This window comes from Pseudomonas sp. NPDC098740 (assembly GCF_044760065.1).
Classification (GTDB): domain Bacteria; phylum Pseudomonadota; class Gammaproteobacteria; order Pseudomonadales; family Pseudomonadaceae; genus Aquipseudomonas; species Aquipseudomonas rossensis.
The window spans coordinates 135,191-161,907 of sequence record NZ_JBIWAM010000002.1; the positions used below are offsets into that span (position 1 = coordinate 135,191).

Annotated in this window: 19 protein-coding genes, 2 other RNA genes and 1 pseudogene; 11 read left to right on the plus strand and 11 right to left on the minus strand. The window is 54.1% G+C overall.

Annotation, left to right across the window (positions count from 1 at the left end; all coding sequences use genetic code 11):
- Positions 1 to 68: 68 nt before the first annotated feature.
- The 8 genes from ACIQU2_RS03155 to ACIQU2_RS03190 all read left to right on the plus strand — a co-directional run bounded on the left by ACIQU2_RS03155 (position 69) and on the right by ACIQU2_RS03190 (position 11,833).
- Positions 69 to 728, plus strand: a complete 660-nt coding sequence (locus ACIQU2_RS03155; protein ID WP_347803003.1) for a GntR family transcriptional regulator — start codon at positions 69 to 71, stop codon at positions 726 to 728.
- Between the two features lie 2 nt (positions 729 to 730).
- Positions 731 to 4,219 carry a chromosome segregation protein SMC gene (smc, locus tag ACIQU2_RS03160; protein WP_403138516.1) on the plus strand — a complete coding sequence of 1,163 codons (3,489 nt, stop codon included), beginning with the start codon at positions 731 to 733 and terminating at the stop codon, positions 4,217 to 4,219.
- Positions 4,220 to 4,477: 258 nt separating this feature from the next.
- Positions 4,478 to 5,332 carry a cell division protein ZipA gene (zipA, locus tag ACIQU2_RS03165; RefSeq protein ID WP_403138519.1) on the plus strand — a complete coding sequence of 285 codons (855 nt, stop codon included), beginning with the start codon at positions 4,478 to 4,480 and terminating at the stop codon, positions 5,330 to 5,332.
- Positions 5,333 to 5,488: 156 nt separating this feature from the next.
- Positions 5,489 to 7,846, plus strand: coding sequence for an NAD-dependent DNA ligase LigA (ligA, locus tag ACIQU2_RS03170; RefSeq protein WP_403138522.1), 2,358 nt, complete (start codon positions 5,489 to 5,491; stop codon positions 7,844 to 7,846).
- 82 nt (positions 7,847 to 7,928) lie between these two features.
- Entirely contained in the window at positions 7,929 to 9,092 is a 1,164-nt protein-coding gene (locus ACIQU2_RS03175; RefSeq protein ID WP_403138525.1) for a putative zinc-binding metallopeptidase, read from the plus strand.
- Between the two features lie 201 nt (positions 9,093 to 9,293).
- An RNA gene (ffs, locus tag ACIQU2_RS03180) (signal recognition particle sRNA small type) lies at positions 9,294 to 9,390 on the plus strand.
- 345 nt (positions 9,391 to 9,735) lie between these two features.
- Positions 9,736 to 11,010 carry an AAA family ATPase gene (locus ACIQU2_RS03185; RefSeq protein WP_403138528.1) on the plus strand — a complete coding sequence of 425 codons (1,275 nt, stop codon included), beginning with the start codon at positions 9,736 to 9,738 and terminating at the stop codon, positions 11,008 to 11,010.
- Positions 10,997 to 11,833, plus strand: a complete 837-nt coding sequence (locus ACIQU2_RS03190) for a DUF4435 domain-containing protein (RefSeq protein ID WP_403138530.1) — start codon at positions 10,997 to 10,999, stop codon at positions 11,831 to 11,833. The genes ACIQU2_RS03185 and ACIQU2_RS03190 overlap by 14 nt, the downstream gene beginning before the upstream one ends.
- Positions 11,834 to 12,021: 188 nt before the next feature.
- Here ACIQU2_RS03190 and ACIQU2_RS03195 read toward each other — a convergent pair whose 3' ends face one another.
- From ACIQU2_RS03195 to ACIQU2_RS03235, 9 genes and pseudogenes are all read right to left on the minus strand, one after another.
- A complete protein-coding gene (locus ACIQU2_RS03195) occupies positions 12,022 to 12,210 on the minus strand; it encodes a hypothetical protein (RefSeq protein WP_403138533.1) in 189 nt (62 codons plus the stop codon).
- Between the two features lie 64 nt (positions 12,211 to 12,274).
- Positions 12,275 to 12,988, minus strand: a complete 714-nt coding sequence (locus tag ACIQU2_RS03200; RefSeq protein ID WP_403138535.1) for a hypothetical protein — start codon at positions 12,986 to 12,988, stop codon at positions 12,275 to 12,277.
- Positions 12,989 to 13,309: 321 nt separating this feature from the next.
- Positions 13,310 to 13,879 carry a recombinase family protein gene (locus ACIQU2_RS03205; protein WP_403138537.1) on the minus strand — a complete coding sequence of 190 codons (570 nt, stop codon included), beginning with the start codon at positions 13,877 to 13,879 and terminating at the stop codon, positions 13,310 to 13,312.
- A 330-nt stretch (positions 13,880 to 14,209) separates the two neighbouring features.
- Positions 14,210 to 14,905 (minus strand): hypothetical protein, encoded by a 696-nt coding sequence (locus tag ACIQU2_RS03210; RefSeq protein ID WP_403138540.1) that lies wholly within the window; start codon positions 14,903 to 14,905, stop codon positions 14,210 to 14,212.
- Between the two features lie 129 nt (positions 14,906 to 15,034).
- Positions 15,035 to 15,250 carry a hypothetical protein gene (locus tag ACIQU2_RS03215; RefSeq protein WP_130205842.1) on the minus strand — a complete coding sequence of 72 codons (216 nt, stop codon included), beginning with the start codon at positions 15,248 to 15,250 and terminating at the stop codon, positions 15,035 to 15,037.
- 201 nt (positions 15,251 to 15,451) lie between these two features.
- A pseudogene (locus ACIQU2_RS03220) lies at positions 15,452 to 15,739 on the minus strand (cell envelope integrity protein TolA); the annotation flags it as partial.
- A 2,033-nt stretch (positions 15,740 to 17,772) separates the two neighbouring features.
- The gene (locus ACIQU2_RS03225) at positions 17,773 to 18,543 is read right to left on the minus strand and encodes a hypothetical protein (protein ID WP_403138544.1); all 771 of its coding nucleotides are present in this window, start codon (positions 18,541 to 18,543) and stop codon (positions 17,773 to 17,775) included.
- Positions 18,537 to 19,343 (minus strand): hypothetical protein, encoded by an 807-nt coding sequence (locus ACIQU2_RS03230; protein ID WP_403138547.1) that lies wholly within the window; start codon positions 19,341 to 19,343, stop codon positions 18,537 to 18,539. The genes ACIQU2_RS03225 and ACIQU2_RS03230 overlap by 7 nt, the downstream gene beginning before the upstream one ends.
- Before the next feature lie 317 nt (positions 19,344 to 19,660).
- Positions 19,661 to 20,968, minus strand: coding sequence for a site-specific integrase (locus ACIQU2_RS03235; RefSeq protein ID WP_403138549.1), 1,308 nt, complete (start codon positions 20,966 to 20,968; stop codon positions 19,661 to 19,663).
- A 123-nt stretch (positions 20,969 to 21,091) separates the two neighbouring features.
- On the opposite strand from ACIQU2_RS03235, the gene ffs (ACIQU2_RS03240) reads away from it, so the two are divergent.
- Positions 21,092 to 21,188, plus strand: an RNA gene (ffs, locus tag ACIQU2_RS03240) — signal recognition particle sRNA small type.
- 181 nt (positions 21,189 to 21,369) lie between these two features.
- On the opposite strand, the gene ACIQU2_RS03245 is transcribed toward ffs (ACIQU2_RS03240), so the two are convergent.
- Positions 21,370 to 21,684: a helix-turn-helix domain-containing protein gene (locus ACIQU2_RS03245; protein WP_403138550.1), complete on the minus strand. Its 315-nt coding sequence runs from the start codon at positions 21,682 to 21,684 to the stop codon at positions 21,370 to 21,372.
- A gap of 283 nt (positions 21,685 to 21,967) precedes the next feature.
- On the opposite strand from ACIQU2_RS03245, the gene ACIQU2_RS03250 reads away from it, so the two are divergent.
- Positions 21,968 to 23,710: a putative bifunctional diguanylate cyclase/phosphodiesterase gene (locus ACIQU2_RS03250; protein WP_403138552.1), complete on the plus strand. Its 1,743-nt coding sequence runs from the start codon at positions 21,968 to 21,970 to the stop codon at positions 23,708 to 23,710.
- Here ACIQU2_RS03250 and ACIQU2_RS03255 read toward each other — a convergent pair.
- Positions 23,665 to 24,429 carry a substrate-binding periplasmic protein gene (locus ACIQU2_RS03255; RefSeq protein ID WP_403138554.1) on the minus strand — a complete coding sequence of 255 codons (765 nt, stop codon included), beginning with the start codon at positions 24,427 to 24,429 and terminating at the stop codon, positions 23,665 to 23,667. The two genes, ACIQU2_RS03250 and ACIQU2_RS03255, sit on opposite strands and share 46 nt — an antisense overlap.
- Positions 24,430 to 24,575: 146 nt before the next feature.
- Here ACIQU2_RS03255 and dnaX point away from each other — a divergent pair, with 146 nt between their 5' ends.
- Complete coding sequence (gene dnaX, locus ACIQU2_RS03260; protein ID WP_403138556.1) at positions 24,576 to 26,660, plus strand: DNA polymerase III subunit gamma/tau; 2,085 nt, start codon at positions 24,576 to 24,578, stop codon at positions 26,658 to 26,660.
- Positions 26,661 to 26,717: the final 57 nt, after the last annotated feature.

Consider the following 26,717-nt stretch of genomic DNA (forward strand, 5'->3'; position numbering starts at 1 on the left):
TCCGCCATGACCCTTCATGTGCGCTACACTGCGCCGCTTGTGCAAATCGAAGAGTTTGAAGGACAACCATGACGTTCAAGGCGCCGGACAGCCTCGCCGAGCAAATTGCTCACCACCTCGCCGAACGCATCATTCGTGGCGAAATGAAGCCCGGGGAGCGCATCCAGGAACAGAAGGTCACGCTGGCCCTCAATGTCAGCCGCGGTTCGGTCCGTGAAGCCTTGCTGATCCTCGAGCGTCGCCACCTGATCGCGATCCTGCCGCGACGCGGCGCCCACGTGACCGAGCTCACGGTTCACAAGGTCCAGAGTCTGTGCACGCTGATGAGCGAGCTTTACATCCTGCTGGGCAATGCAGTGGCCAGCGGCTGGCAAGTCCAGGCCGACATGGCGCCGTTCGTGCAAATCCAGCAGCGTCTGACCGCCAGCTACGAACGCCAGGACATTCGCACCTTCGTCGACGACAGCTTCAGTGTGATGCGCGCCGCGTATCCGTTCGCCAACAACCCGTACTTGCAGGAAACCGTAGAGAATCTGCAGCCGGCCATGAGCCGCGCGTATTTCCTCGCCCTGGAACAGCGCAAGGCCTCGATGAGCGAGTTCCTCGAACTGTTCGAACGCTTGCTCGCCGCCGTGCTGGCCCGTGATTTTCCGCAGATCCGCATTGTGCTGGCGGCGTATGCCCAGCGCAGCAGTGATCTGGTGGTTTCTGCCCTGACGGACGCTTAAGCGTGCGGCTAAAGTGCATCAAGCTGGCGGGGTTCAAATCCTTCGTCGACCCGACCACGGTGAACTTCCCCAGTAACATGGCGGCGGTGGTCGGGCCCAATGGTTGCGGCAAGTCGAACATCATCGACGCCGTGCGCTGGGTGATGGGCGAGAGTTCGGCCAAGAACCTGCGCGGCGAGTCGATGACCGACGTCATCTTCAACGGCTCGACCAGCCGTAAACCAGTGAGCCAGGCGAGCATCGAGCTGGTGTTCGATAACTCCGACGGCACCCTGCTCGGCGAATACGCGGCCTACGCGGAGATTTCCATTCGCCGCAAAGTGACCCGCGACAGCCAGACCACCTACTACCTCAACGGCACCAAGTGCCGCCGTCGTGATATCACGGATATCTTCCTCGGCACCGGCCTCGGCCCGCGCAGCTACTCGATTATCGAGCAGGGGATGATCTCCAAGCTGATCGAGTCAAAGCCCGAAGACCTGCGCAACTTTATTGAAGAAGCGGCGGGCATCTCCAAGTACAAGGAGCGTCGGCGCGAGACTGAAAACCGCATTCGCCGCACCCACGAAAACCTGGCCCGCCTGACCGACCTGCGCGAAGAACTCGAGCGTCAGCTTGAACGCTTGTACCGCCAGGCCGAGGCCGCCAAGAAGTATCAGGAATACAAGGGCGAGGAGCGTCAGTTCAAGGCCCAGCTGTCGGCCCTGCGCTGGCAGGCTTTGAATGAACAGGTCGGTCAGCGCGAAGCGGTCATCGGCAATCAGGAAGTCACCTTCGAAGCGCTGGTGGCCGAGCAGCGCAACGCCGATGCGGCTATCGAACGCTTGCGTGACGGGCACCACGATCTGTCCGAGCGCTTCAATCTGGTGCAGGGGCGCTTCTATTCGGTCGGCGGCGACATCGCCCGGGTCGAGCAGAGTATCCAGCACGGTCAGCAGCGTTTGCGCCAATTGCAGGACGACCTGAAAGAAGCCGAGCGCGCGCGACTGGAAACCGAGTCTCACCTGGGCCACGACCGCACCTTGCTGCTGACCCTCGGCGAAGAGCTGGACATGCTCACCCCCGAACAGGAAGTCACCAGTGCCGCCGCCGAAGAAGCCGCCGCGGCGCTGGAAGAATCCGAAACCACCATGCACGCCTGGCAAGAGCAATGGGACACCTTCAACCTGACGGCCGCCGAACCGCGTCGCCAATCCGAAGTTCAGCAGTCGCGGATCCAGCAGCTGGAAACCAGCATGGAGCGGCTGGCCGATCGCCAGAAGCGTCTCGGCGAAGAGCGCGCGTTGCTCTCGGCGGACCCGGAAGACGCGGCGATCATGGAACTTAGCGAGCAACTGGCGGCGAGTGAAGCGACGCTGGAAGACTTGCAGGCCAGCGAAGAAGCCCAGGTCGAACGCCTCGAGCAACTGCGTCAGGAATTGCAATTAGCGCTGCAAAATCAGCAGCAGGCTCAGGGCGATTTGCAGCGTCTGAACGGTCGCCTCGCCTCCCTTGAAGCCTTGCAGCAAGCCGCACTCGATCCGGGCGCGGGCACCGCTGAATGGCTGCGCGAACAACATTTGGCGGACCGTCCACGTCTGGCTGAAGGCCTGAAAGTCGAGGCAGGTTGGGAGCTGGCGGTGGAAACCGTGCTCGGCGCCGACCTGCAAGCGGTGCTGGTGGATGACTTCGGCGAGTTCGATCTGGCCGGTTTTGCCCAGGGCGATTTGCGCTTGCTCAGCCCTGCCACTGATGGCGTGCGCGTGCCCGGCAGCTTGCTCGATAAAGTTGAAGCGCAGATCGATCTGGCGCCATGGTTGGGGCAGGTTAAACCGGTCGACAGCCTCGAACAGGCGTTGGCCCTGCGCAATCAATTGACCGCCGGCCAGAGTCTGATCAGCCGCGATGGTTACTGGGTTGGTCGACACTTTTTACGCGTACGCCGGGCCAGCGAAGCGGAAAGCGGTGTGCTGGCTCGTGGTCAGGAAATCCAGCGTCTGGGCCTCGAGCGCGAAGAGCGCGAAGCCACGGTCGAAACCCTGGAAACCCAACTTCAGAATCTCAGGGCGCAACAGCGTCAGCAGGAAAACGGTCGCGAACATCTGCGCCGTCTGCTGCAAGACGAAGCCCGTCAGCAAGGTGAGTTGAAAGCGCAATTGTCCGCCGGTAAAGCCAAGGCCGAACAACTGACCTTGCGCCGTACACGCCTGGACGAAGAGCTCACCGAATTGGCTGAGCAACGCGCTCTTGAGCACGAAAATATCGGCGAGGCGCGTCTGCAATTGCAGGAAGCCCTCGACAGCATGGCGCTGGACACCGAGCAGCGCGAGTTGCTGCTGGCTCAGCGCGACAGCTTGCGCGAGCGACTCGATCGGGTGCGGCAGGAAGCCCGGCAGCACAAGGATCACGCCCATCAACTGGCGGTGCGTCTGGGTTCGCTCAAGGCACAACACGACTCGACGCGTCAGGCGCTGGAACGTCTGGAAATGCAGTCCGAGCGCCTGACCGAGAAGCGCGAACAGCTCAGCCTCAACCTGGAGGAGGGCGAGGCGCCGCTGGAAGAGTTGCGCCTGAAGCTTGAAGAACTGCTCGACAAACGCATGACCGTCGACGAAGAACTCAAGACTGCGCAGATCGCTCTGGAAGACGCTGACCGTGAATTGCGTGATGCGGAAAAACGTCGCAACCAGGCCGAGCAGCAATCGCAGTTGATTCGGGGGCAGATGGAAACCCAGCGCATGGAATGGCAGGCCCTGACCGTGCGCCGCAAGACCTTGGAAGATCAGTTGCTGGAAGACGGTTACGACCTCCACGGCGTGCTCGCCACCCTGGTGGCCGACGCCAACGAGAAAGACGCCGAAGAAGAACTCGAACGCATTGCCGCGCGGATTCAGCGTCTCGGTGCGATCAACCTGGCGGCCATTGACGAATACCAGCAACAATCCGAGCGTAAACGTTATCTGGATGCGCAGAACGACGATCTGGTGGAAGCGCTGGATACGCTCGAGAACGTGATTCGCAAGATCGACAAGGAAACCCGAAACCGCTTCAAAGATACCTTTGATCAGATCAATGGTGGTTTACAGACCCTTTTCCCAAAAGTTTTCGGTGGAGGACGCGCCTATTTGGAACTGACGGGCGAAGATCTACTCGATACAGGGGTAACGATCATGGCGCAGCCGCCAGGAAAGAAGAACAGCACCATCCATTTGCTCTCCGGTGGCGAAAAAGCCCTGACTGCCTTGGCTCTGGTTTTTGCCATCTTCAAGTTGAATCCGGCGCCGTTCTGCATGCTCGATGAAGTTGACGCGCCATTGGATGACGCTAACGTTGGACGCTACGCACGGCTGGTCAAAGAGATGTCGCAGACGGTGCAGTTCATCTATATCACCCACAACAAGATCGCCATGGAAATGGCCGATCAACTGATGGGGGTGACGATGCACGAACCGGGTTGCTCGCGTCTGGTGGCAGTGGATGTCGAGGAGGCGATGGCGATGGTGGATGCCTGAGTCGGCGCTTGTAGGAGAGGTATTTTTGAGTTGTAGGACTTATTTACCTGCCCTGACTTGCTGGCCAATCGACATATTCGCGCAAGCCGTTGTGACAGACGGTGTAAAGTTGCCTTTGGTCGTGCTAGTTTAATGTCAATTTTTCGTATACGTGGGCAAAACGCCTGTCAGAACATAGAGTTGGCGCCACGTTTTAAAGCGGTTTACGAGTTGTAAACCTCTTATTTTTCAGCATTTTTTATAGAGGCACGGGATTACATGGAAATCGGTCTGCGCGAGTGGCTGATCGTCATCGGCATTATTGTCATTGCCGGTATTCTTTTCGATGGCTGGCGTCGCATGCGCGGCGGCAAGGGGAAACTGAAATTCCGTCTCGACCGAAGTTTGTCCAACTTGCCGGACGAGGACACCAGCGCCGAGCTGTTGGGCCCGCCCCGCGTGCTGGATACGCATAAAGAACCGCAACTGGACGAGCACGATCTGCCGTCGGTGAGCATGCCTGCCCGTGAGTCGCGTGAGTCGGGTTCCAAGCGCGGCAAGCGTGGCCATGGCGAGCCTTCCCAGGGCGACATGAACCTCAGTCTGGATCTGGACGGCGGCCCGAGCTTCAGCAGCCGTGACGACGATTTCCCGGATGACACCAAGGCTTCGAGTTCGGCCAGCGACAAGGAACAACCGCAAGCCGAAGAAGTGCTGGTGATCAGCGTGATCTGCCGCGACGCTGCTGGCTTCAAAGGCCCGGCGCTGTTGCAGAACATTCTGGAAAGCGGTCTGCGTTTCGGCGAGATGGACATCTTCCACCGCCACGAAAGCATGGCCGGCAACGGCGAAGTCCTGTTCTCGATGGCCAATGCGGTCAAGCCGGGCGTCTTCGATCTGGACGACATCGACCACTTCAGCACACCGGCAGTGAGCTTCTTCCTCGGTCTGCCAGGCCCGCGTCATCCGAAGCAAGCCTTCGACGTGATGGTGGCCGCGGCGCGCAAACTGTCCCAGGAGCTGAACGGCGAACTGAAAGACGACCAGCGCAGCGTGCTGACGGCCCAGACGATTGAGCATTACCGTCAGCGCATCGTTGAGTTCGAACGTCGCGCCCTGACCCAGAAGCGCTAAGGTCAAAAGATCGCAGCCTCGTTTCACTCGACAGCTCCTACAGGGGTCGCGATTTTCTGTAGGAGCTGTCGAGTGAAACGAGGCTGCGATCTCTGGATCCTGATGATATGAGATAGAGCAGCCTCGGCTGCTCTTTTGCTTTATGAGAGAACACCCATGACCGCCGTCAAAAACCGCATTCTAGAGCTGCGCGCTGAGCTGGATCAGCACAACTATCGCTACCACGTGCTGGACGAACCGAGCATTCCGGACGCCGAATACGATCGGTTGTTCAATGAGCTCAAAGCCCTCGAAGCGGCCAATCCCGAACTGATCACCAGCGACTCGCCGACCCAGCGAGTCGGCAGCGCGGCGCTGTCGGCGTTCACTCAGGTGCGTCACGAAGTACCGATGCTCAGCCTCGGCAACGCCTTCGAAGAAACCGACATGCGCGAGTTCGATCGCCGGGTAACCGAAGGTCTCGACCTGCCGGCCGGCGACTTGTTCGGTGGCGGTGCGGCGGTGGAATACAGCTGTGAACCCAAACTCGATGGCCTGGCGGTTAGCTTGCTGTATCAGGACGGCGTGCTGGTGCGCGGCGCGACTCGCGGCGATGGCACGACTGGCGAAGACATTAGCGTCAACGTACGCACCGTGCGCAACATCCCGCTCAAGCTGCACGGTACTGGCTGGCCGGCGACCCTGGAAGTGCGCGGCGAAGTGTTCATGTCCAAGGCCGGTTTCGAACGCCTCAACGCCACGCAGCTGGAAGTCGGCGGCAAGACCTTCGCCAATCCGCGCAACGCGGCGGCCGGCAGCTTGCGCCAGCTCGATTCGAAGATCACGGCCAACCGTCCACTGGAGTTCTGCTGCTATGGCATCGGCCAGATTTCGGCCGATATTGCTGATACGCACATTGGCAATCTCAAGCAGCTCAAGGCTTGGGGCATGCCGATCAGTCATGAGTTGAAACTGGCTCACGGCATCGTTGAATGCCTGGATTATTACCGTGACATCGGTGAGCGCCGAAATTCACTGCCCTACGAAATCGACGGCGTGGTGTTCAAGGTCAACAGCATTGCCTCTCAGCGTGAGCTGGGCTTCCGTGCTCGTGAACCGCGCTGGGCGATCGCGCACAAATTCCCGGCGATGGAAGAACTCACTGAATTGCTCGACGTGGAATTCCAGGTCGGTCGTACCGGTGCGGTGACGCCGGTGGCGCGCTTGAAGCCGGTCAAGGTGGCCGGTGTCACCGTGGCCAACGCGACGTTGCACAACATGGACGAAGTGGCGCGTCTGGGCCTGATGATCGGCGACACGGTGATCATCCGCCGCGCCGGCGATGTGATTCCGCAGGTGGTGCAAGTGGTCGCCGAGCGCCGTCCGGACAACGCACGGCCAGTACAGATTCCCGAGCAGTGCCCGGTCTGCGGTTCCCATGTCGAGCGTACGCAACTGGTCAAGCGCAGCAAAGGTCGCGAGACCGTCAGCGAAGGCGCGGTGTACCGCTGCGTTGGCCGTCTGGCCTGCGGTGCGCAACTCAAGCAGGCAATCATTCACTTCGTCTCCCGTCGCGCCATGGATATTGAAGGTCTGGGTGAGAAGAGCGTCGAGCAACTGGTGGACGAAGGGCTGGTGAGTTCGCCGGCTGATTTGTACGCGCTGACGTTCGAACAGATTGTCGATCTGGAAGGCTTTGCCGAGTTGTCGAGCAAGAACTTGCTCAGCGCCATCGAAGACAGCAAGCAGCCAAGCCTGGCACGCTTCATCTATGCCCTCGGGATTCCCGATGTCGGCGAAGAGACAGCCAAGGTGCTGGCGCGTTCTCTCGGCTCGCTGGAGCGGGTTCAGCAGGCGTTGCCGCAAGTGCTCACGTATTTGCCGGACGTTGGCCTGGAAGTGGCTCACGAGATTCACAGCTTCTTCGAAGATGCGCATAACCAGCAGGTGATCAAGGACCTGCTCAAGCACGGGCTACAGATTCAGGATCAGGGTGAGCTGGGCGCCGAGTTTGCTGCCAGCACCACGTTGGGTGGTTTCCTCGACAAGTTGCACATACCTTCGGTCGGGCCGGGTGGGGCGCAGAAGCTGGCGGACAAGTTTGGTTCGCTTGAAGGTGTTTTCAGCGCCGACTGGCTGGATATGCGCCAGGCGCTGCCGGAAAAACAGGCCACTTCGGTTCGGGAGTTCTTTGCGGTTGCGCAAAATCGTCAAATCGCTGAAGCCGCCGAGAAACAGCTGCGCGATTTCGGCATGCACTGGCAGAGCGAGAAGAAAGTCGTTGAAGGCTTGCCGCTGGCCGGGCAGACCTGGGTGCTGACCGGTTCGCTGGAGTTGATGAGCCGCGACATCGCCAAGGACAAACTTGAAAGCCTCGGTGCCAAGGTAGCGGGCTCGGTGTCGGCCAAGACTCATTGTGTGGTCGCTGGACCGGGTGCAGGTTCCAAGTTGGCGAAGGCCAATGAGCTGGGGTTGAAGGTTCTGGATGAAGAGGCTTTTGTCGAGTTTCTCGGCAAACACGGCATTTCGGTTTAGTGGTGCAGTTCCCGCGCAAAACGCGGGAACGATCACGGCGCGGGGATGATCTAGTCTTGGCAAGCCTCAGGGAGAGATCGCCATGTACCGCTTCTTCGAACAGCTCAGTTCACGCATCGCCGCGCCCTTCATCGGCGAAAGCTCGCGCAACAGCAAGGTCTGGCAGTGCCGCTGCGGGCAGTCGCTGTTTTTTCGCAACAGCCAGTGCCTGGCGTGTTCGGCGGCGTTGGGTTATCAGCCGGAGCAGAGTCGCCTATCGTCGCTGCAGCCCGGCTTGCAGGCTGATACCTGGTTGCTCGACGCCGATCCCGAAGCAGGTGTCTTGCGCCGCTGCGCCAACCTCGATTCCCCGGCCGCGTGCAATTGGCTGTTGCCCGCCAATGACCACGATGCGTTATGCATCGCCTGTAGCCTGAACCACACCATCCCCGACCTGTCGATTGCCGAAAACCACGAACGCTGGCGCAAGGTCGAAACGGCCAAGCGGCGGCTGGTCGCACAGTTGGTCAGCTTGGGTTTGCAGGTGATCCCCAAGAGCGTGGACGAAGAAACGGGGCTGGCCTTTGATTTCATCGGTGTCGACCTCGAAGGCAAGCCGCCAACCACTGGTCACGCCAACGGTCTGATCACCCTCGATATCAAAGAAGCCGACGACGCCCATCGCGAGCAGATTCGGGTGCAGATGCACGAACCTTATCGCACGCTGCTCGGGCATTTTCGGCATGAAGTCGGGCATTACTACTGGGATCGGTTGATCGCCAACAGCCATTGGCTGGAACCGTTCCGAGGCCTGTTCGGCGACGAACGCGCCAGCTACACCGACGCTCTCGAACGGCATTACCAGCAAGGCGCACCGCTCGACTGGCAGCAACATTACGTCAGCGCCTACGCGACCATGCATCCGTGGGAGGATTGGGCCGAAACCTGGGCTCACTACCTGCACATGATGGACGCGGTGGATACGGCGTTGGGGTTCGGAATGAGCGCGCGGGAAATGGACTTCGACTACAAGCCATTTCCGACCAGCACTCTCTACGACCCGCAGCATCCCGGCGGCGCGGCGTTCCTGTCATTCGTCAATGCGTGGATCGAACTGGCCGGCATGCTTAATGAGTTGTCGCGCAGCATGGGGCAGCCGGATTTCTATCCGTTCGTCCTGCCGCCGGCAGTGATCGCCAAGCTGCACTTCATCCATCTGGTGATCCAGCAGGAGGGCGGCCGGGCGGATGAGGTGTTGGCGCAATAGGATCAAAAGATCGCAGCCTGCGGCAGCTCCTACAGGTGTACGCCGATCCATGTAGGAGCTGCCGCAGGCTGCGATCTTTCAAAGGTCAGCGCATGTCCTTGAAGCAGCACATTTTTTTAATCCCCCCGAACGGTTGTAACTTCGTCTCAGATAGGTACAATGGCGCGGCTCGCCGTCAGGTGAGCGTCGTTATGGTGACCCCATCGGTCCCCCCGCAACGATTACCCGTGAACCTGGTCAGATCCGGAAGGAAGCAGCCACAGCGGGAACATTGTGTGCCGGGGTGTGGCTGGTGGGGTTGCCACCTATCTCTAAGTCCTTGATTTTACAAGGATTTGTCAGTCAAAAATCTCGAAGTGTGACAGCGTTTAGGTACACCTAAGTGGTGCAGCCTTGTCCCATATTAGCTAGCAATCACCCTCATTCCAAAGCCTTTGTTTCTTGAGTTGCAACGCCTAGTCCTCGCTGCCCCCCCCCTCTGTGTCTCCCGTTAGTTCCCTTTGATTCGGACTATCTCAATCTTCTGCTGCTTAAAGTCTTCAGGGCATGACCTCGTTGTAGTACATTTCCATGATGGCCATCAGCCTCTTGGTACATTCGAAGGCTATGTCAAGCGAATGCTTAATCTAAAGTCGGGGTAGGAATGTATACCGTCAGGGAAGTAGGAATAGATAATTTCTGGCATCGACTAGATGCTAAATGCGTCTTTAATGATGATGTAAACATTATTATTGGGCGGAATGGTACTGGTAAAACTACATTCATGAATCTACTGCACGCTGCATTGACAGTGGATTTGGATGAGTTGGCCGAAAATGACTTTACCACCATTACAATAAAGCTGGTTAAGGGAAGTAAAAGCCGGCTTGTGCGTGTGACAAAAGGGGAAATCCCCAACTTTAATTTTCACTCCATAGATTATAGGATTTCCAATAGGCGCTATTCGCTTAGGGCAATTGCGGCTAGCGATGAAGTGCGCGTTCCAATGGGTTACAGGAAGCGTATACTAGAAGAAGCAGCAACGGTGCGTGGTTGTCTCTCTGAACTGATTAGTCTGTCCTCGTTGTCAGTCTATCGGCTTAAAAGTTCGGAAGATTATGAAATTAAAGATAGGTCGGGTAGGCGGCTTATCTCTCCAATTGACTTTAGATTGATGCAGCTGAGAGCGGATATAACTAAGTACCAATATGAGTTGTCGCTGAAGGCTCGGGAAGTTTCGTCGAATCTACAGAAAGATGTACTTGCTTCAATTCTTTTCACGGATGGCGCTAATTCAAGGGTGGTGCCATCGAGTTTTGAAAAAGAAAAAGAGCACAGGAAGCTTGTGAATGCTTACACAAGATTGGGTGCAAGTGATTCAAACACTCAAAGAAAAATATCGGCGCACATCTTGGCCGTTGATGAGGCGTTCAAGGTTTTCTTTTCAGGTTCTCATGCGGAAATGAAGGAAAAGCACTTTACCGCAATTGAGTCTTTCTTAAGGACTCAAGATATTGTAGATATGTCGCTAAAGGCGGAAGAGAAAACTTTAGATATATATAGTGAAATCAATCAGTTTACTTCGACTCTTAAGGAGTTTATTCCTGATAAGAGTTTTAGTATTAGTTCTGGTGAGTTGAAGGTTGCTAGTACGGAGGGGAAGTGTGAGGAGATTCCTATTCCCAAGCTTTCCTCTGGCGAAAAACAACTGATCATTCTGTTGGCGGAAGCTTTGCTCCAGCGGGGCAGGCACTATGTGTACTTGGCGGATGAGCCAGAGCTATCATTGCATATAGATTGGCAGAGAAAAATTCTGCCGGCCATCAAGCAACTCAATCAGAACGCACAGATCATCGCTGCTACTCACTCTCCAGAGGTCGCATCTAAATATCCGAAGTGCATTATCGATATGAAGGATGTTATCAATGGCCGTGCTTGACTACTCGGATGCAGCTCTAAACGTGCGTGCAGCCTTCTTCGGTGCGAGTCGAATGCTGTACGTTGAGGGTGAGGATGATGTTATTTTTTGGGAGTCGATACTGCGTGCTTTTCAGAAAAGCGGCTTTAAAGTCGAATCCGTTGATGGGGTAGAAGAGTTAAAAAAGAAAATCAAGAAAATTGAAGCTCGGCAAATTGACTCTGTGGCTGCAAGAGATTCTGATTTTACTAGGTTGGATCCCGCCTATAAAGTGGTTCAAGATGTAATGGTGACATATGGGCATTCGATTGAAAACTCGCTAGTAACTTCGATGGCGCTATTTCAGCTTGCGAAGATATATGGCCGTATCCCAGATGGTAAAATCTCTGAAGCAGACTTCGATGAATGGTTGGATGACTTAGAAAATAGTTTTGTGGATTTGATTTTCTACGATGCGGCCAATCAAATCAATGAAATGGGTGTTGGTGTGCTTTCAGATAACTGCACTCGTTTTATGACCAGTCAGCAGTCTTGTTCGCCATGCACCAAAAAAATAGAGGCAGCGGTTGTGAAACACGCAGCTGATGTTCCTCTTCAGAACAACATGCTGACGGTAAAAGCTGTTTTTGGTAAAACGAGATATAGAGCTTTGGATTTCATGAGAGGGCATTTTTTAGCGACAGCTGCGATGAAAAGAGTCAACCGTCTGGTGGCTAGAAACGGTGCAAGTAAAACAGTTAATAATGATAGTTTTACAAGTAGTTTGATGATGGGATTTAGCAATGTTTTCAATCATCACCATCCGCATTATGAGCACTATGCGTCTCAGGTCGCAATTTTATAGCTGGCTATAGTTCGATGTGGCACTAAGTAGCTTGCCTCGCTCAATATACACAAGGATGTGTATCTGTAGCTGTTTGATCGCAACGTTGGGACTATTGCCTGGTTGCATTTAGCGTGACTGCCCATTTGCTTGGTTGGGTGCTTAGTAGCTGGCTACGGGGTTGCATCGCTTGAAGGGCTGATTGATGCCTACGATTGTCGTATCCGCATAATCGCATCTGTGATTTCCCGTGCATTCATGTCCAGCGTTTCCAAAGCCGCTGTAGCGTTAGCAGCAACACTCCCCACTCCATTGTCAGAGAGCCACTTGGTGACTTCTTCTATCGCCGCACATATGGCGTGCTTGTTGACGCCTAAAGCACTTAGCACGTTAGTCATCTTTCAAGAGGGCTTCCTTCCATCCATTACTTATCTTACTGCAGGAGCAGCGTGTGCACTCTTGCTATAAGGCGGCGTACACCGCATCGAAGTCCTTACACGCCTGATCAACTTTGTACTTCATCATCAGATATGCAGAAAGCTTAACCAGCTGATCAAACAGTAGATGTCCGGACTGAATAGTGCATCGACCAAGGCACTCAGAATTATCCGCCCCATAGACATACACCGTATAAAACACGCTACTGGTCTCCCGACTCAACCCAACTGTTAAATATTTGATCGGGTGCGGGACAGACGCCTTACGCAAAGAAAACTGTAGTGCATCTTCAAAAGGCGTAAACATTACCGATGAAGACATGACAAAGAGGCTAGCGATATCAAGAGCATCTTCAACCTGCTCCATCGTTGGAGTTTTATTTTCGTGCTCTAGAGTATTACGCAGCTTTACCACTTTGCGTAAGACACCGGGGGCCAACAACCCGAGCCTTCTTAACTTCTCAATCTTCTCCTTTACATCCAGTCTTGATGATTTAAAGCCAAAAGAATTCAGCAACCGATCCATTTGACTGACTATTGCTCGCTTGATGTTTGACGTAGCATTTATTAGTGCCGACTGCCCGCCCCGTTGGAAGTCTTCTTCTGCCAGGATAAGAAACTCAACTGGGGAAACTTCCAATTCGACCAACTCGACCAAACTGAAGCTCCCGCCTATTAGAGACACACCACACTTGCTCATATCGATAGCGTGTTCAACGCAAAAGGCTTTGATATCCATGTCCCCTCCGGACCAGCAGCTGTCTAGCAGCGAGCCGGATTAGTATACCAGTTAAGAAATTAACCGAACGCCCAAGCCTAGTCTGACTTTTATCGCCAGAGACACCTAAGGCAGATTCTCCGAAGTCCGCGGCAGGCCAATCGAATATCGGCCCATACAATAGAGGGCGAATATCAATAGGCGGCATCGGGGAAATCGGCAGAACTGGACACTATGGAGCGGGCTCCTTGACGGCATTACCGGGCCAACATGCTATCGCCGGCTCAAATCGGCAAATATCTGCGGCATGGCAAAGCCGCCCGTGGGCGGCTGATGAGAGGATCAGGCCTTGTTCCAGTGTCGCTTGACGGTGGCAATACCGATATTGAGGTCAGTCGCCACCTGAGCCTGTGTCATATCCCTCGCCTTGAGTCTCTGTACTGCCGCTGTAGTGTCCGTTGCTTCTGGACGCCCCAGCCTCTTACCTTCCGCCTTGGCACGAATCAAACCCTGCTGAGTACGCTCGATCAGCAAGTCACGCTCAAACTCCGCGACGGCACCGAGAACTTGCATGGTCATTTTGCCTGCTGCACTGGTGAGGTCCACACCGCCAAGTGCGAGACAGTGAACACGGATGCCAGCAGATGCCAAGTGCTCGACGGTCTGGCGTACATCCATCGCGTTACGGCCTAACCTGTCCAGCTTGGTTACGATCAGCACGTCACCTGACTCCATCTTGCCTAGCAAGGTCTGGAAGCCTTTACGCTCAGTGGCGGGGATGCTGCCTGAGATGGTTTCCTCGACTACTCGACTCGCCTGCACATCGAAACCAGCGGCTTTCACTTCTTGCACCTGGTTCTCGGTGAACTGGGTAGCAGTACTAACGCGACAGTAAAGGAAAGTGCGGGACATGGCGAGTGACTCCACTAGTATCACTTAAGGTGGTATCAGTGTACTAAGGTATCGACAATCCTTGAAGGCTATTTTTATGATACCGAATACCGCTCATCAGAAAGGTATCGTTTAACGGTCGTTTAATGATGCTCTACTTGCATAGATACGTGGACACTTTGTTTTTTCGTTTCTGCATTGTACGTAGGTGTTGTACTTAAATTTCGCAGCCCGAAAACCTCGGGACGCAAAAAATATGCGCGGCGATTTTTTTGATCCGACAATACCAATAAGGTGGATCGATTTAGCCCCTTTAGCTCTTTCTGAGAGCACGTAGTCGGTCCCCCCGTGTCACCCCTTTTTTAGCCGATTAGTGATATAGACGATGGATGTTGCTGCGAACTCAAGGAAAAACTCTGCTTCTGCCTTTGAAAGGCCTGACTCGATTGTGCCACCGTGCCTAACGAAATCTTTGTTACTCGCATAGCCATAGGCTTGGGTGATCAAGCGTTCAATATCAGCGTCGAGCTTTGCTTGTCTGATGATCTTGCCGAGCGTTCCGTTCGGCTCATTCAGAAGCACCATGAGGCTTGATTCAACGGAGCTGATTGACTCCTTTATGGAGTTTTCGAAGTCAGGCGTTGCTGAGTAGATGAAGTTCTTCGCCTTTAGCCATTGCGCACGGATTGGCGTCAGTTCGTTGGCCAACGCTTCATTTGCCTTGGCCCAATTCCTAGATGATGGAGCGTGTCGTTGTATCCGTTTTAGGTCGAGCAAGACATCTGCATAGAGTTCCTGCACGTAGACACGCCGACTAGCATAGGTGCTCATTACCTGGAGCTTGCAAAATGCCATGAAGACTTCGAGAGATTTGTGCGGGTTGGGATTCGCATATTTCGCTTCTTCCAGATCAATCGTCACCTCCGCATAGAGCTCCCGGTATTCGGCAGGTTGAGTAGAGGTCCGGCCATCGGTGGCAAACGCGATCATTAATGTCTGTATTGCTATGACCTTAGCGCCCAGTTCTATCGCCTGCTTGCTATCCATAAATTACTCCTGGCTTCCTGGTGATCATATTACCCCAGCTTAATCAGGGCTTGGAGGTGGGGGAGACGGGAGCTTTATTCGAACGACAACAATGGCTATTTCCTTGATCCTAGGCGTCTTTGATAGCGGTTATTGCCTCAACTTGAGAATCCCAGCGGTGATGGCCGAGGCATTTGTGTCGAGTGTATCCAGCGCCGTGATGGCGTTGTTATGTGCTTCGGGCGAACCAGTTGACCTTGCCCACAAGGCGACTTCTTCAATTGCTGCGGCTAGTGCGTGCTGGTTGTGCAGTAGCAAGGTCAGTACGTCCGCTGTGGCGATGTCGGCATCTGTGTTGTCTGGCATGGTGGTCATCCTTGAATGGGTGGTGATCGAATGTGGGCTGCCGGGATTATCGAGCAAGCAGAGTTTTAATAGTCCAAGCCCCCTGCGGAATGACGCTGGGGGCTGGGCAATGTTATTTGGCTATGGTGACTCCAACCATCTAGGAAGACGAATGTGCGGCCAATCGTCGACGCACCCTACGCGCAAGCCGGGTGCCATTGATCACAAGGCTAGATCTTCAGGTGAGAATGTCAGCTTGAATGAACGGTATGGCTGGAAATCACTCGGCTTGAGTTCCTGCATTTCCGACAAGCGACCGATACTTTTGACTGCCGCTACCACCGAGTTATCGTAAGGAACATCTCCACTGGACTTGGCGACATTGACTGACCTCATCGTGCCATCCTGCACCATCTCAACCTGTACCACGACCACCATGCCATTTCGCGCCGACGGTGGGCGAGCCCAGTTTTCAACTACTCGCTCTGTGATCAAATCATCAATGCTATTCACTATCTCGGCGTAATTTGAAGTTGCAGGACTAGCTAGACTTGGCTGTTGTGCTGGTTTTTCCTGCGTGTTTGGACGTGATTTTTGCGAGGGTTTATCATTTGTGGTTAATCTGGTGACCACAATATTTCCGAACCGGTCCGTGCCAATAACACGTACAAGCTGCCCTTGCAGCTGTCGACCGTTGAAGTCTCCATTTTCTGAGGTTATTCCAAGACCCGATAACCCACTAAATGCTACAACGTAGCATATGCCTGGATCGCACATGGTGATGACAGAGGCTTTGTCTAGCTTGAACAGCTTGTTCTTGAACCAGTCTAACCCCTTATCTTTGTTGTTTTGTAGTGCTTCTGATAGCCCCCCTGAATACTTCAAGTCATTGGTATTTTCTATAGCCTTTAGCTGTGTGATAGTCTTGGCTTCTTCTGCCGCCTTAGTCTTAGCATCTTCTACCATCCGAGCCTTGGCATATTCGGCGGCCTTTGCCTTAGCTTCCGCCTCGGCACTTTCTCTGGAATGGAACAGTGTTTGGGCAGAGGTATCGCCGTTTTCGGCCATACTCTTGTTTTCGATTAGATCCTGCGAAGCATGCGTATAGAGCGCCGTCTGCATGAGGCAAAGCCCCAGAAGCAACGGACGTGCATAGGAATTCCAACTCTTGTCTACGAATGATTGGCCCACTTCCATATTCTCACGGTATCCAAAAAAACGAGTCTAATGGAAAAACCTGAACTATGGCTAAATGGTGGCGCTTTTTTTAAGCTTCTAACTTAGAGCCTAGTTCCAATCAGGCCACGGGGATCCAAATAGGTCTTCAGCCCCTGAAATTGGGGGATATCAAATTTTAGGTAGGGAAGGTAGGCTAGATTAGGTTTTATAGCCTTGTTCCACAACCTTTTGACATTGCTTAGACTGACTCCTAGGTCAGATGCTGTGGCTGATTGGACGAACCCCTTGGATTTTAATTCCTGTACTTTGGGTGTGGGCGTCGCAGTCGATCGACGCAGATCGAGCGAACTTATGCAGGCCTAAACCGTGCTGAGGCTCGAAGTGCGTCAACAGTGCCTTGATATCGTCGCTTCTCATTCTTTATAAGTTTGGTTAAGTTTGAAGGTAGGATAAAAATTAATGGTATAAGCCCCGTTTTCAGGGGCTTTTCATGCGAATTTATTTCTGAAGGTTATTTGGTCTGTTGTATTGCGTCCTCTAGGATGCCCCCAATTTATTAGGTCATAGGATGGAATGACTCAGCTCGAAATATAAAAAGGCACATAAGGCCAGTGCTATGTGGTCTGGTCGCTCTATCATACTGTTGTTTAAAGAAATGCCTCTAAATGGCGTGTTTTGGCGCATTGGTACAATGGTTTTGTCACTTGTCCTCAGGTTTTTAGACTGTGGTCAGTGAAAGTCGTGACGTTAAAAATAACAAGAAATGCTTTTATATTAATATTTCCTGTTGTTTTATACGGGGTGTGATTTTACTCAAACTGCATAGCGTTTGATGTGGAACTCCTGGTTAATGTCCGAGGTGACGCCGTGGGCAATCGGAACGGATGTGTTTGTTAAATCTCTATGCTTTTAAAACATCATAGATGATCGCTAGGGTTATCGTCTGTTAGGTTTGATTACACGAGCTCGCGAGTGTGCCCCGGTACGGGGCAGAGAATCAATATGAACTGATGGGTATCTTTGGCTTTTAAATAATTCAATGGCGACTAGTGTCGTTGATAATGTTTAAGGTTCGAAGCCGAAGGCTGAGATTATCCAGTTCTAGTTGTTTCTGAGTCTAGAACTATCATGGTGTTAATGGGGTTGGATAACCGCGCTTCGCACGGAGAACGCACTTCGTGCCTTCTGATTTGGTCTTTGATTGTTATGGCTAATAGAGCTCTAGAAAGACTTAAAGCTTTTAGAGTTTTAGAAGCTTAAAGGCTTTGAGGTTTTATAGGCGGCTATATCTCTAAGAAGTATTCATAGGATTACGGCCGTTTTATGCAGACTAGCCGCCCAGCTTTCACCGGGCGGAATCAGTATTATACGAAGAACCGTTCAAGACCTTCGGCAGGCTCGACTGGTAAGCTTTCGCGTACGTTCTTTGTCCATGTGCGGGCAGTTCTCTTTGCTACGCTCCAAAGCTCCACCAGGGCGTTATTGATATCGGCTTGTTTGGTGCCTCTGTTTAAAGCTAGTTTGATAAAGTTAACCGCTTTAGCTTTTTCGTTGGGTGGGACTTTAGACCTGCCATCTGGTTTTTCGATAGTTAAAGCAAGGCAGTCGTCAATGATTGCATTGGTCATATAGGTTGATTTTAGATAATTTGCGACTGTCATATCTTGCACGTAAAAATAAACGGAACTCGTATTGCCTCGAGTCCGAATTGCGGTTCGAGTTAAAGCTTGTAAGCTAGCCTCGAATTTGTTTTGCACGATCCACGCATCATTAAGGCTCGCCACGCTGATATTGTGTTTGTCACTGATCATTTTAAAACTTCTCTTGTCATTGGGGCTTGGATTTCCGCCAAATAGCAATAGTGCAGCATTACTGTCTTGATAGCAGTTCAGGCCACGGCAGTCCAATTGAAGAAATTCAATTTTTTTCATTGCCTTCAAATTTGACGGCGCATAACGTTCGCTAAATTTCCCCCATTTATTTTGTACGATCAACAGTTTTCTGCTCGGAGTATGTTGTAGTGCGGTTTCGAAAATTTTATCAATGAACTGATCATTTGTTCCGGTGTGAATATGACTTTGGTCGCCTTGTTCATTTCCTAGCACTTTACGTTTTGACCAGTGACCATTCAGCATCGGGTAAATATAAAATCGCACATGTAACCGGGTGACTCAGGAGTGAACTCGGATTTTTTGTATCGATACCCTAATTTTTTAGCAAAAAGGTCGAAGATACCTCCATCGATATTGGCTGCCAAAATGTGTGTTCGCCGAGCTCTGTCAATGTGTGGGAAGATTGACCGTTCAACAATGATGTGGAAGGTTATCTTTCCACCATCTTCCACATCAAAATGAACAATATTACCGGTCAGAATGGCGTCATAAATTTTATGTTCCAGTCCGGATAGCGTGGACGCATATCCATTATTTGTCAAAGATGCTTTATAGGTCTTAACCTTTTCCTTGATTGCAACAAGCTGCCTATCCTTGATTTTCAGTTGGTTATTAAACGCATCAGTTGCAGCAAAAATTGTTATTGCGTCCCAAGCCTTCACTGTAAAGTGATTGATATCAATGATCGACGGAACTTCGTCAATTATCAAAATGTAGGGTTCAAGAAGGTTGGGGTCCACGCGTCTCAGTGAATCATGCGTGATGATAATCAAAGAGTCATTTCCACTTATCAGAGCGTCGGTCAGAACTTTGGTTACTGATGTCTGATTGTGCTTAACTTCGTCCTGTTCACTGTTGATGATCCGAGGGGTTAGCTTCGCTGTGTTCATGGAGATAAAAATATCATTATTTAATTTTAATGTAGGAAGCGCCATTACAATTTTGCATCCGTGTTTAATATAAGCTGGAATCTTGTTGATTACGGCTTGGGTCTTCCCAGCGCCTGGTGCCGCAATGGCGGTGTAAATAGATTTAGTGGGCATTACTAATGTACCTTTTTATGGGTGAATTAATCCTAGCTGATAATGACGGGGGTCGTCGGGGTCAGCGGGGATTTCGGTTTTGTTGAGCTGATCATACTACGAATCATGATGATCCTAAACAGAATCAAAAGTTTTAATTAGGGGGTGTAAGAATTTTGCTGGGGGCTTGTTTACTTGTATTGAATAAGGATTTGATCAAATCGTTATTGGCGCTGTTTTGTTTGTGGTGTGCTGTGGTATTAGTTATTTGTTTTTATTTTGATTTAATTGTTTGGGGTGCCTTGTCGATGGATACTGCTTTGAAAGGCACCCCTTTTTTATGCGCCGGGTATCAGCTCAATGTGTCGCAGTGCGTCCACCATTGCCTTCAATGGGCTGCGACTGCCGTAGATGCTGAACGTCACAGCACCGTCCTCGTGTCCTGCTATTCGCTTGATTAGAGAGTCCTGGACTCCTGAGTCCCGAAGATCATCGATCAGAGTATGTCGAAAGCTGTGGAATGTTTTCTTGGAGTCGGTGATCCCGCGTTTCACCTTGTAACGTCCGAACCATTTGGATGGTGCATGGCCCAGCTTTCCTCGTACGGGTTCAAGTTCAGGGAACAGGCGATCTGCCCCGGTGGCCCTGACTGACTCAACATGCCGCAGTAGACCCAGCTCGACCAGAGTGGGGTGAATGGGTAGTACACGTCGGCTACTGGAGTTCTTCAGATTCTGGCCTTCACTTTTGTCATCGATACGGATGCAATGAATAACCTGTTGCTGGATGAAGTCGTCAACACGCAGTTGGCATAACTCTTCCAGTCGAGCTCCGGTGGCTCGCCCCATGAGCGGTAGCCAGTATCGCCAAGGATGATTACGAGCTTCGTCTTGGAGCACATTAAGGTCGAGGAGGATAGTCAGGTCGTGTTGGTCGAAGGACAGACGTGCTTCCTTGGCCGCTCCAGTCATTACCTTCAGTCCCACCAGTGGATTCTCCGTGATGTAGCCATTGGCCTTGCACCAGTTAAGGAAGGCAGAGAGTTTGCGTAGCCGGTTGTTCACCGTTACTGCCGTGATGGTCTTGTAGGTGCTGCCAGATTCCACCACTTCCTTCAAGGTTCTTCCTTTGAATTCAGGGCGTAGGCCGAAGTACTGGGGGCATCGGCACAGTCTTTCTTTCAGTAGTCGGGCTTGTCGAGCGTCGAAGGCTTCAACTGGCATGTCACCCGTTAGCTCGAACAAATCGCGTAGGGCGCGTTCCACCTCGAAGGTACTGACGGTTCGCCACGTACCGCCACGCTTTCCCTCATCTATATAGAGTTTCGACAGGGTAGACAGTGCGGGACCATTAGCGACTGATTCCGCAGGCTTGGCTATGAACTGGTGTGATCGATGCATTGAATTCGGGGCAGGGCATGTATCTCGCCATTCAGTGCAAAGCTTACGCAACGTCAGAAGGTCTGTCAGAGGGTGTTCGGAGAGGTGGCTATGCACCTGCTGAGCTAGTGAGCTGGCGAGGAACAAGGCGCTCTGCCGGTGCCGAATTTTCAGGCTCAAACGCAAGGTGTTACACCTCGGGAAGAGATGCTCGGGTAGCCTGAGATTCAGGTAATAGACGGGTCCACGGCGGGTTATGTAGGCCATGTTGTACACCTGTGTTGTACAGCAAAGTTGTACAGTGCTGACTACACCCCGTTTTCTGACTGCCCGTGCAGCGAGTTTGCACGGTAGAAATATTGCAACCCAAAGAGCCTGTAACCCTGACCCCATCGGTCCCCCCGCAACGATTACCCGTGAACCTGGTCAGATCCGGAAGGAAGCAGCCACAGCGGGAACATTGTGTGCCGGGGTGTGGCTGGTGGGGTTGCCTCCATAACGCACCGCGAGTCCTCTCTCGCGTTATCTGTCTAAAAATACATTCTTGTTGCTCTGCCACGGATCTTGTCCAGGGCGGTGTTTTTTCGTTTCCGGTTTTCAGAGCGAACACATAAAAGGAGACCGAGCTGTCGAATGCGACAACTCGGCCTCCTTTTTTATTTCTGGCACTAAGGCTTGGACAAGGCCTGGTCAACCGCTGCAATCAGCTTTCCCAGATCCTTCGGGGTGGCTTTATGTATGACACCGAACAGATACGCCCGCTGTTCATCTTCATCGCCTAAATCTGCGAAAAAGGCGTTCAGCTTTACACCCAACACATCGGCAAACAGGAACAAGGCTTCCACGCTGGGGGTGTAGGTGCCGGTTTCGAAGCGGCTGATGGTTTTGGGGTCAAAACCGGTTTTTTCGCCGAGTTCAGCCTGAGTAAGCCCAGCGACCTTGCGGTAGCGCCGAATGGCCGCACCCAAACTTGAAATTTGCATCGCTTAATTCCCATTTAGAATCAAGAACCTAACGATAGATTTTTGCATTAGACAACTGCATGATCCATCACCTTGCTTTGCAAAATGTGATGCATTTCGTAGAATCGCCGCTCAAAATGGGTATTTTGGGCCTTTAAGGTTAGTTGATCTCTGCTGTCAGGAGGCCATCAAACACTGTTCATGGAGTGATATCGTGTTGCTGCGCATTACCTATAAAAACATCTCTTCCGGGCATCCTGCACGGGTCGAGCGGTACCACCGCTAGCCACAGCGAGCCTGACTCATGGATGAGAAATACCGCAGGGCCGTGGATGCCGCCGCGATTTTTTCCGAGACCGATCTGAGCGGCCGGATCACCCACGTCAACGATCAGTTCTGTGCCGTGTCCGGCTATAGCCGCGAAGAACTGCTCGGGCAGAACCATCGTCTCCTCAACTCGGGTCTGCATTCCGCCGATTTCTTCGCGGTCATGTGGCGCACCATCGCCTTGGGCAAGGTCTGGAAAGGCGAGATTTGTAATCGCGCCAAGGACGGCAGCCTGTATTGGGTCGACAGCACCATGGTGCCGGTGCTCGATAATGCCACCGGGCGGGTTGACCGTTATCTTTCGATTCGTTTCGACATCAGCGAAAAACACCAATTGCTGCATTCACTGCAATGGCGGGTGGGGCATGACGTGCTGACCGGGCTGCCGAATCGCGCGTTCCTCTCGGATTTGCTGGATCAGGCGCTGGAGTTCTCCCGTCACGAAAACATCCCGCTGGCGGTATGCATGCTTGATCTCGACGGCTTCAAAGCGGTCAATGATGGCTACGGGCATGCCAGTGGCGATCTGCTGTTGGTCGAGGTGGCCAAGCGTTTGCGCGCCATTGTTCGCGGCGAAGATGTGGTGGCGCGGCTGGCCGGTGACGAGTTTGTGCTGGTGTTGCGATACGTGCGAGATCTGCCGGAACTGCGTGCGGCGTTGAACCGGGTGCTGGGCGCCATTTCGGCGCCGTACTCGCTGCATGGCAAGGGCGTCAATGTGTTTGCCAGTATCGGCGTCACCCTGTTCCCCCACGACAATCAAGATGCCGAAACATTGTTGCGTCATGCCGATCAGGCCATGTACGTGGCGAAACAAAGCGGACGCAATCGCTTTCATTTGTTCGACGTGTCCCGGGATCAGGAGGTCAAGGCCACTCACCAGACGGTCGAGCGAGTGCGCCAGGCGCTGGCTGCCGGTGAGTTGCGTGTGCATTTTCAGCCCAAGGTGAACATGCGTCGTGGCGAGGTTGTCGGCTTTCAGGCGTTGTTACGTTGGGAGCATCCGCAACACGGCATGATGCCGGCCCGGGAGTTTTTGCCGCTGGTGGAAGAAACGGACCTGATCATCGATATCGGTGAATGGGTGATGGATCAGGTCCTGTCGCAGTTGCACCATTGGCAGCAAGCGGGGCAGGGCTGGCCAGTCAGCATTAATATAGCGGCACGACATTTCCAGCGCGCGGATTTCGTCGACCGGCTCAAACACGTGCTCGCCCGGCATGCCGAGGTGGCTCCGCGGATGCTCGATCTGGAAATCGTCGAGTCGGTGGCGATTGAGAACATTCAGCATGTCAGCGCCTGTTTACAGGCCTGTCAGGCGCTGGGGGTGCAGTTTTCACTGGGGGACTTCGGCACCGGTTATTCGTCCCTGAGCTACCTCAAGCGTTTGCAAACCCAAACCATCAAGATCGACAAGTCGTTCGTGCGCGACATCGTTAATGATCGTGATGATCTGGCCCTGACCATGGCGGTCATTGGCCTGGCTCGGGCCTTTGGCCGGCAGGTGATCGCCGAAGGGCTGGAAAGTATCGAGCACGGTGAATTGCTGCTGCGCCTGGGCTGCGAAGTTGCTCAAGGTTATTTCATTGCCCGGCCGATGCCGCCCGCAGAAGTACCGGGCTGGGTCGAGGGTTTTGTAGCGCCGCCGCAATGGCAGGTGCTGGAGCAGGCGGGTCAAGGCTTGCCATTGGGCGCCTTGAGTGGCTCGCCACCAATGTAGAGCCGGATAATGTCGTCGATTTCCCTGGACATTTTCATTCGCACCAAGGTGCGCAAAATGCGCTGCACGGGCACCTTGGGATCGTTGCGCACATAACAACCGACACTCTGTTCCTGCAAAACCGCCACGCCTTGCAGTTGCCGGCCAGGCAGCAGGCGCTGATTGAACCAATCCAGCGTCCATTGATTGCTCACGGCGTAGTGATAGCGTCCGGCCAGTAGTTTTTCCAGCACCTGCTCCTGGTTGCGCGCGTCTTCGCGATGCAGTCGGTTGGCGTCAAACAGCGGTTGCAGGGTCGGGTAGCTGTAGCCGAGTACCGTGCCGATGGATTGTCGCGACAAGTCCGCGGGCGTCACTGAGGTCAGCGGATCTGGCCGGCTGATCAGCATGTCGCGCTGAAACCAAAGTGGAATGCTCCAGATGTAGTCCCCGGACTGATTCGGCTGCCAGGACTGCGCCGCATAGCAGCGGATATCGACTTCGCCGTGCTCCATGGCGTTTTGCACTCGCGTGCGAGGCAGTACGTGAAATTCGGCCGGCACGCCGACCTGGGTCGCGAGGCTGACCATCACGTCGTGCAGGATGCCTTGGGTGGGGTGGCCGCGTTCCAGTTGCACCATCGGCATCGCCCAACTGTCGGGCACCACGAAGCGCAATGGCGGCTCGGCGCCAGCGACATTCAGGCTGATCAACAGCAGTGCCCCAAAGGCCAGCCGCATAAACGCTCCGGTATTGATAAACCCCGAGCCGATAAAAGCCCCCCCCAAAGACCATCTTAGCCAGATTAGACGAGCGCGCCGGATGCAATTTTGGCCTTGCTCCGCTAGCATTAGCCGCTTCTGTTCCTTAGTTGCGACGGTTTTCGATGAGTTATCAGGTTCTTGCACGTAAATGGCGTCCGCGCTCGTTCCGCGAAATGGTCGGCCAGACCCATGTGCTCAAGGCTCTGATCAATGCCTTGGACAGCCAGCGGCTGCACCACGCCTATTTGTTTACCGGTACCCGCGGGGTCGGCAAGACCACCATCGCGCGGATCATCGCCAAATGCCTGAACTGTGAAACAGGTATCACTTCAACACCTTGCGGCGAGTGCTCGGTGTGCCGCGAGATCGATGAAGGCCGCTTTGTCGACCTGATCGAGATCGACGCCGCGAGCCGGACCAAGGTCGAGGACACCCGCGAACTGCTCGACAATGTGCAGTACGCGCCGAGCCGCGGGCGCTTCAAGGTCTACCTGATCGACGAAGTGCACATGCTCTCCAGCCATTCCTTCAATGCGCTGTTGAAAACCCTTGAAGAGCCGCCGCCCTACGTCAAGTTCATCCTGGCGACCACCGATCCGCAGAAACTTCCTGCAACCATTCTTTCGCGATGCCTGCAGTTCTCTCTGAAGAACATGACACCGGAGCGTGTGGTCGAGCATTTGACCCATGTGCTGGGTGTCGAGAACGTGCCGTTCGAAGACGACGCGCTGTGGCTGCTGGGCCGTGCTGCCGACGGTTCGATGCGCGACGCCATGAGCCTGACCGACCAGGCGATCGCCTTCGGTGAAGGCAAAGTCATGGCCGCCGACGTTCGGGCGATGCTCGGCACGCTCGATCATGGTCAGGTCTACGACGTTCTGCATGCGCTGATCGAAGGCGACGCCAAGGCCTTGCTCGAAGCCGTCCGTCACCTGGCCGAACAAGGCCCGGACTGGAACGGCGTGCTCTCGGAAATTCTCAACGTGCTGCACCGTGTCGCCATCGCCCAGGCCCTGCCTGAAGGCGTCGACAACGGTCATGGCGACCGTGACCGGGTGCTGGCACTGGCTCAGGCCTTGCCGGCCGAAGACGTGCAGTTCTATTACCAGATGGGCCTGATCGGTCGTCGCGACTTGCCGCTGGCGCCAGACCCGCGCGGTGGCTTCGAAATGGTCCTGCTGCGAATGCTCGCGTTCCGACCGGCAGACACCACGGACGCCCCGAGGCAACCGCTAAAGCCAGTGGGGATCAGCCAAGCCACAGTTGATTCCGCAAATTCAGTGGCTGCCGCGCCCATTGTTGCGCCGGTAGTCGCTGCGGCAGTTGCACCCGTCGCGCCTGCGCCGGTTGCGGCGGTGGTTGCTCCAGTGCAGCCGCCCGAGCCTGAGCCGGTTGCACCCGTCGATGCGCCAGAGCCTGTCGTTGTAGCAGCAGCGGTCGAAGCCGTCGTCGATTTGCCTTGGAACGACCCGATAGAACCCGACGTCGTTCAACAACCCGCCGTCGAGCCGGTGCTGGAAACCGCCAGCGAACAGCCCGAATTGGCGCCGATGCCATTGCCAACCCCCGACAGCGTGGTGCCGGACGCGCCGGAATGGGCCGCTGCGCCGATTCCGGAGCCGTCGGTAGCCGAAGTCGATGCAGCCACGCCGGGCATGGACCTGGACGACGAGCCGCCGCTTGATGAGGATTACATCGAGCCAGACATCGAATCGGCCTACAGCTACCTCGATGAACTGGCCAGCGAACACACCGCCGAGCCAACGCCGGAAGCCGAACCTGAACCGGCCGCCATGCCGGCCACCGGTCTGGCGCTGCAATGGCTGGAGTTGTTCCCGAAACTGCCGATCTCCGGCATGACCGGCAGCATTGCCGCCAACTGCACGCTGATCGCCGTCGAGGGTGACCACTGGCTGATGCACCTGGACCCGGCCCACAGCGCGCTGTTCAACGCGACTCAACAGCGTCGCTTGAACGATGCGTTGAACCAGTTTCACGGGCGTACGCTGACCCTGAGCATGGAACTGATCAAGCCCGAGCAGGAAACCCCGGCCCAGGCCGCGTCCCGGCGCCGTGCGAACCGTCAGCGCGAGGCCGAAGAGTCGATCCACGGTGATCCGTTCATCCAGCAAATGATGCAGCAGTTCGGTGCGGTGGTCCGTAACGATACTATTGAACCTGTCGAGACCCTGGTCACTCAGGGCTAATAACTGAAGGTGTTCGGCCGAAAGGGCCGGGCGCTGTATTTATCCAAGTACTTTTGA

Excerpts from the sequence above, each read along its gene's own strand:
- ACIQU2_RS03155 (WP_347803003.1), top strand. The coding sequence starts at position 69 with ATGACGTTCAAGGCGCCGGACAGCCTCGCCGAGCAAATTGCTCACCAC.
- ACIQU2_RS03200 (WP_403138535.1), bottom strand. The coding sequence starts at position 12,988 with ATGGATATCAAAGCCTTTTGCGTTGAACACGCTATCGATATGAGCAAG.
- ACIQU2_RS03215 (WP_130205842.1), bottom strand. The coding sequence starts at position 15,250 with ATGCCAGACAACACAGATGCCGACATCGCCACAGCGGACGTACTGACC.
- ACIQU2_RS03225 (WP_403138544.1), bottom strand. The coding sequence starts at position 18,543 with ATGCTGAATGGTCACTGGTCAAAACGTAAAGTGCTAGGAAATGAACAA.
- ACIQU2_RS03250 (WP_403138552.1), top strand. The coding sequence starts at position 21,968 with ATGGATGAGAAATACCGCAGGGCCGTGGATGCCGCCGCGATTTTTTCC.
- dnaX (WP_403138556.1), top strand. The coding sequence starts at position 24,576 with ATGAGTTATCAGGTTCTTGCACGTAAATGGCGTCCGCGCTCGTTCCGC.
- ACIQU2_RS03175 (WP_403138525.1), top strand. The coding sequence starts at position 7,929 with ATGTACCGCTTCTTCGAACAGCTCAGTTCACGCATCGCCGCGCCCTTC.
- ACIQU2_RS03245 (WP_403138550.1), bottom strand. The coding sequence starts at position 21,684 with ATGCAAATTTCAAGTTTGGGTGCGGCCATTCGGCGCTACCGCAAGGTC.
- ACIQU2_RS03190 (WP_403138530.1), top strand. The coding sequence starts at position 10,997 with ATGGCCGTGCTTGACTACTCGGATGCAGCTCTAAACGTGCGTGCAGCC.
- ACIQU2_RS03205 (WP_403138537.1), bottom strand. The coding sequence starts at position 13,879 with ATGTCCCGCACTTTCCTTTACTGTCGCGTTAGTACTGCTACCCAGTTC.
- ACIQU2_RS03195 (WP_403138533.1), bottom strand. The coding sequence starts at position 12,210 with ATGACTAACGTGCTAAGTGCTTTAGGCGTCAACAAGCACGCCATATGT.
- ACIQU2_RS03235 (WP_403138549.1), bottom strand. The coding sequence starts at position 20,968 with ATGGCCTACATAACCCGCCGTGGACCCGTCTATTACCTGAATCTCAGG.
- ACIQU2_RS03185 (WP_403138528.1), top strand. The coding sequence starts at position 9,736 with ATGTATACCGTCAGGGAAGTAGGAATAGATAATTTCTGGCATCGACTA.
- ACIQU2_RS03230 (WP_403138547.1), bottom strand. The coding sequence starts at position 19,343 with ATGCCCACTAAATCTATTTACACCGCCATTGCGGCACCAGGCGCTGGG.
- ACIQU2_RS03210 (WP_403138540.1), bottom strand. The coding sequence starts at position 14,905 with ATGGATAGCAAGCAGGCGATAGAACTGGGCGCTAAGGTCATAGCAATA.
- ligA (WP_403138522.1), top strand. The coding sequence starts at position 5,489 with ATGACCGCCGTCAAAAACCGCATTCTAGAGCTGCGCGCTGAGCTGGAT.
- ACIQU2_RS03255 (WP_403138554.1), bottom strand. The coding sequence starts at position 24,429 with ATGCGGCTGGCCTTTGGGGCACTGCTGTTGATCAGCCTGAATGTCGCT.
- zipA (WP_403138519.1), top strand. The coding sequence starts at position 4,478 with ATGGAAATCGGTCTGCGCGAGTGGCTGATCGTCATCGGCATTATTGTC.